The 4,857-nt window shown below is 55.4% G+C and carries 6 protein-coding genes; 1 reads left to right on the top strand and 5 read right to left on the bottom strand.

Annotated features, from left to right (window positions below; all coding sequences use genetic code 11):
• The 5 genes from AUR66_RS20835 to AUR66_RS21425 all read right to left on the bottom strand — a co-directional run.
• Positions 1-252 (bottom strand): aldo/keto reductase (locus tag AUR66_RS20835; protein ID WP_197409838.1); only part of this gene is annotated, 252 nt, incomplete at its 3' end.
• A gap of 139 nt (positions 253-391) precedes the next feature.
• The gene (locus AUR66_RS16435) at positions 392-985 is read right to left on the bottom strand and encodes a class I SAM-dependent methyltransferase (RefSeq protein ID WP_197409837.1); all 594 of its coding nucleotides are present in this window, start codon (positions 983-985) and stop codon (positions 392-394) included.
• 128 nt (positions 986-1,113) lie between these two features.
• Positions 1,114-1,722: a hypothetical protein gene (locus tag AUR66_RS16430; RefSeq protein WP_058573288.1), complete on the bottom strand. Its 609-nt coding sequence runs from the start codon at positions 1,720-1,722 to the stop codon at positions 1,114-1,116.
• 202 nt (positions 1,723-1,924) lie between these two features.
• Positions 1,925-2,275, bottom strand: a complete 351-nt coding sequence (locus tag AUR66_RS16425; protein ID WP_058573287.1) for a hypothetical protein — start codon at positions 2,273-2,275, stop codon at positions 1,925-1,927.
• 92 nt (positions 2,276-2,367) lie between these two features.
• Positions 2,368-3,795, bottom strand: coding sequence for a DUF6517 family protein (locus AUR66_RS21425; protein ID WP_157533183.1), 1,428 nt, complete (start codon positions 3,793-3,795; stop codon positions 2,368-2,370).
• 409 nt (positions 3,796-4,204) lie between these two features.
• On the opposite strand from AUR66_RS21425, the gene AUR66_RS16415 reads away from it, so the two are divergent.
• Positions 4,205-4,857 (top strand): ABC transporter substrate-binding protein (locus tag AUR66_RS16415; RefSeq protein WP_231727943.1); only part of this gene is annotated, 653 nt, incomplete at its 3' end.

Here is a 4,857-nt window from a genome sequence, read left to right as displayed (position 1 = left end):
GAGATCATCATTCCAGATCTTCGTGGCGACGACGACTTCGTCTCGAGGTACGGACGATGCTTCGATTCCGGCGCCAACGGCGGCTTCGTTGTCGTATACTTGCGCGGTGTCGATATGACGATAACCGATGTCAAGCGCAGTCTTGACGCTTTCAGTGACCTGTTCTCGCTTATTCTTGTATGTCCCGAGACCGAGTGCAGGAAGGTCGTTTGAGACGGTTGGAACGTCATGGTAGTTTATCCCCGAGAACATAGTTAGACCTGTGTTTGGGATAAATTTCACTCTGACCGACTTGCGCTCTGAGTTTAGCACACACCCACGGGATGGGATCCATTCACGTTTCTGAACCTTCGCACGGCTGAGCGTTCGATGGAAGGGTGCCGATGTGGTACTACCGGGTGGCGATGATGACACCGACCGACTCCGAGATAATCTCGATATCGGTGAGCGAGAAACCCGCATCAACGAGGAGATTGGCGACTGTTCCCATCGGTGGCAGCGTCTCGTAATCGTTTGGGTAGTGCATCGGCCCGAAACGCATCTTGTCGGCGACCACTACACACCGCGAATTCAGCGACGAGAGACCATCGATAGCGGCGCGTAACTCGTCCTCGCCCCCTTCATCATAGGCCATGTAGAGGGCGTAGCTGGCGATGACGATGTCCACTGGTTCGTCAATGTTCGGTTCACGAAACGACCCGTGGCCGAACGAGACGTTCTCGATGCCGCGTTGCTCAGCCTTCTCGCGGGCGTATCGAAGCCACTCGTCGTAGATGTCCCGTCCTACCACGTGGTCACACTTCGACGCAAGTTCGAGCGCGACGATACCTGTGCCCGTACCGATATCGACCACGGTATCACCACGCTCGATTGGAGCGTGTGTGAGGAGATAGGAAAGACACCGCTGGTAAACCTCGTCTGCGTCGCTGTCCGCATCGTAGTCCATCGGGGTGTAGCCGTGGTACTCGCGTTCTGTGTCGGTCATCGGTACGACGAATTGGCTGTGCTGAAACATAAGGGTCTCAAGAATCATTGCTGACACGTCCTACCGACTTGCGCGCTGTATTCAGCAGAACCACAGAAACCCCCCACCGATGAAAATTCTAGTCCTGTCTACTGTGGGCTCTTTGCGCGACCGTCGAACAGTGAGGTAAACCGTGTCAGCAGTGCAACCGCGATGGAAATGCCGAGCATCGGATATTCGACACTGACGACCATCCACTTCAGCGCTTCAGAGTTGTTCATGAGACTGATCAGGATGGTCGCGTAATCATCTGGATTCGTGTAGATGAGGATGACCCAGAGGTTCTCCAGAGAATCGAGAAGCCGAGAGACGACTGTCAGGGCCATCCCGATCTTCGGTATCAGAACGAGCCTGTCGTGGCCTACCAGTGCCTTCAGAGAGAGCGAATGGAGTGAGAAAAACAGGAAGAACCCTGCGACGATGAAGACGTAATCGAGGATGGAAAGAAGCATCACCGATTCGATGACTGGCTCGAAGCCTTGCAGTATCGTGTCCACTTCCTCTCGCGTCGTCGCAGCCTGCAAATCTGCAGTGGAATAGCCGGACGTCTCGATTCGGCGAGTCACCGGAACGAACCCCAGCGCAATCACCCCGACAAAGATGCAAAACGAAACAAAGGCGACAATAGCGTGATTTTGAGCGGAGAGCGCATCCGCATACCGTTCGAAAGGACGAACGAGTGCATCTAGCCATTGCATACAAGAACCAGACTGTACTCGCGTTTCAGTTGCTCGATAGTTCGTCTTGACCGCTCCGCTTCTCAGTGAACTGCCTCGGGGCTTGACCCCGAGGCACTCGGCCTGCTCAGCCTGTAGAAACTAGGTAGCCGACTTGTGCTCTGAGTTCAGCACGCCCGCAGAAACCGTACTCAGCGGGGCGTTGCTCGTGGGTGGCCGTCATTCACGTGGTTGACCGTTCACGCCATGAGAGAACGGTCGCCACAAACAGAAATGCGGGTAGAATTGCGACGATTGGGGATGCGACACTGCCGACGAGAAACACTGCCCCAACAACGACCACGATAGATGTTGCAACGATTCGATACGAACCGCGATACAGGAGGTAAATCGCAGGGAGTGTCACAAGGAATGCGGCCGCGGTCACGACGAGGATACCTCCTCCGAGAAAGAGGCGTACGATGGCACTCGCGTTCTCTGGTGTGCCAATCATCTCCGTACTGAGTATCACGCCACCAACCCCTAACTGGGCAAGAAACCCCAGAAGAACCACCTGCCAGCTTCGGGCCATCATGCGGCGCGCTCCACGACGGTGACGTCGGCACCCTTCAGTCCGAGACCGGCCGCAGCGTCTTTCACCGGGAGTGATTTTCTGTTCATGGTTCGTCACTTGCGTTGTTCGCTAAGCCGTGGAACGACGACGCCCATCATTGCACGAGCATCGAGATACCAATTTTTCCAGCTGATGATTGGGAACGGTATTGGGGACTCTTCCTCACCTTCATCAGTGACCCCACCCGCAGATTCGAGTGGTGCTCGCTGCATGCCGATTGCAATCACGTGGTCGTCCGGCGTCGCACGTGCGACGTGTATTCCGACGGCCCACGACCCATGTTGGCCACTGACGACGCCTGCGTACGTCTCGATAGTCGTCTGTTCGTCGATAATCGTCGGTTCCGATGGTGTAAGTGATTCAGGAATGTTGTCCACTATCTTCTCGTCAAGAGCGAGATAGCCATCTCGAGAGAGTCGCTTTGGACCCTCGACCCATCGGACGTCATCTGCGTCGGAGATCCCCACGCTTCGGAGGAGCGTCCGGGTGGTATCTTCGGTCAACAACGTTCCAGAATCCATCGAAACGATTGGGTTCGTTTCTACGCCAGCGACAGACGCCGATGGCGTGGAGAGCACGGCCAGTTCGAATACTGCGCCACCGAGCGCTGCTGGTCGCCCGTCTTTGAACAGCACTTCGTATCCATCGGGGTATTCCCAGCTGAAGAGCGAATTACCGACGCTTGCGACAGTCAAATTCTTTGCCTCCAGTGTTTCTCCTGGTTCAACGGGACGTCCTCCAACGGCTTCGAGGTCTACACCGAAGACGTCAGCAAACGATTTGCCACCCTGGATGAACACAAGTGTTGGAGCAGTTGTTGTTTCCTCTTCGTTAGAAGAACCGGTACCTCCAGTCTGTGATCGTGGGACCCACGTTCGTCCTGGATACCATCCAGTCTCTGCAATCCACATGCTCCCCGGGTACCACATACTCCCTGGGTACCACATACTTCCAGGATACAATGCCTCATCTGTCATCCACATACTTCCTGGGTAGAAGTTTCTCCCTGGAACTTCGAACGCGGCCACTCCATCCAATTCTCCGAGAGTAAGTGTGTCCTGTTCGAGAGCTGCACCGCTGAATATTGAAATTGGAGACCCATTCGATTCGGTACGCAATCCTGTGGGAGCTAAAAGCGTAACCGCGGCCGGATCAACGTCAACCTCCATTCCGAAGGCGGAGATGGTCTGGCTCTCCGAGTTAAGTTTGCGACCCGATGTGAGTGTCGCACCATCCTTGAGCAGCCCCCCGTTCAGGTCTTTAGTGTAGTGGCCAACTGCTGTTCGTACTGCACCGTACTCAGAGACACCCTTTTGTCTGCTATACGACGCGAAGTGACTAGTGACGGTGATTTCGAGGTCTCCGTTCGGACCAGTTCGAGAAACACTCGTAGAATCACGCAGCGTTTCACTCAACAACAGCCCTTCTTGGTGGGTTGATGGCAAGGTGACTGCAGTCGCTTCGAACTGCTGTTTTGTCACGTCGGTACAACCTGCAAGCGACGTAGCTCCCAGAACTGAAAGACCATAGAGCAAGTCGCGTCTACGGAATTCACTTAGATTTGACACGGAAAAACAGCATTGGAGAAGTGCCTTGATTGGTGACGCTACGTGTTTAGTGTGTCCTCTGAACCTCTCTGGATTACGCTGTTCCTAACGAAACCTGCTTGTCGTGGTGGTTGCAGGCGACACTAGACACGTAGCGTTGCATGCCAAGTAGCGTACCTCGATACATAGGGGCGAATGAAACTCAGGATATCGAACAAGACACCACCGAAACCGGAACACTGTCTGTCAAGGGGGGCATTCGCTCGATGTACTTTCAACGGACCACTCAGGCGAGCGAATCAATCTGGACGTGGACGGCACAACACGATGGAGGAAGCAGTCAATGTCTGACAAGGACCGGCACCAATCCTCGTTGGGGAGGCGACGATTCTTATCGGCAGTGGGTGCATCTGCGACCATCACGGGGCTATCGGGGTGTGCCATCAAAACCACCGACAGTGGCGTTGAAGTCGCGTTCGGAGACGACGACGACTCAGTGGCGACGCAGACGACTGGCATGCCGATGCAGACGACGACACCCGACAATACGCCGGAGTCAGAGACTACAGCACAGTCTACGACACAGCCACCGACGGCGACCAAGACGAGTACAGAGACACAGACAACGACACAAACAACCACGGCAAAACCGACGACGACAACACCGACTCCAACTCCCACGACCACTGCTGCCCCCCAACGGTCGGGCGGCACGCTCCAACTGACGAGCGGCACACTCACGTCGTTCGACCCCATCGTCGGGACCGATTCGGATTCGGTCGCTGTTGTCGAGAATCTCTTCGATGGGTTGACGACATTCCCGAATGGAGAGACGACGGCAGAACTACAGCTCGCGACGGACGTTTCCATCTCTAGCGATGGTCGAACTTACACGCTGTCGCTCCGTGAAGACGCGACGTTCCACGACGGATCGCCCGTGACCGCTTCGGACATCGTGTATTCGTGGGAGCGACTCGCTGCGTCCGACAACTCTCG

Origin of the sequence: Haloferax profundi, from assembly GCF_001469865.1 — an archaeon.
Classification (GTDB): domain Archaea; phylum Halobacteriota; class Halobacteria; order Halobacteriales; family Haloferacaceae; genus Haloferax; species Haloferax profundi.
Note: the sequence above shows the minus strand (reverse complement) of the source record. Positions and strands in the feature narration are given on the sequence as shown.

Coding starts and splice junctions, on each gene's coding strand:
- AUR66_RS16435 (WP_197409837.1), bottom strand. CDS start 985: ATGACCGACACAGAACGCGAGTACCACGGCTACACCCCGATGGACTAC.
- AUR66_RS16430 (WP_058573288.1), bottom strand. CDS start 1,722: ATGCAATGGCTAGATGCACTCGTTCGTCCTTTCGAACGGTATGCGGAT.
- AUR66_RS16425 (WP_058573287.1), bottom strand. CDS start 2,275: ATGATGGCCCGAAGCTGGCAGGTGGTTCTTCTGGGGTTTCTTGCCCAG.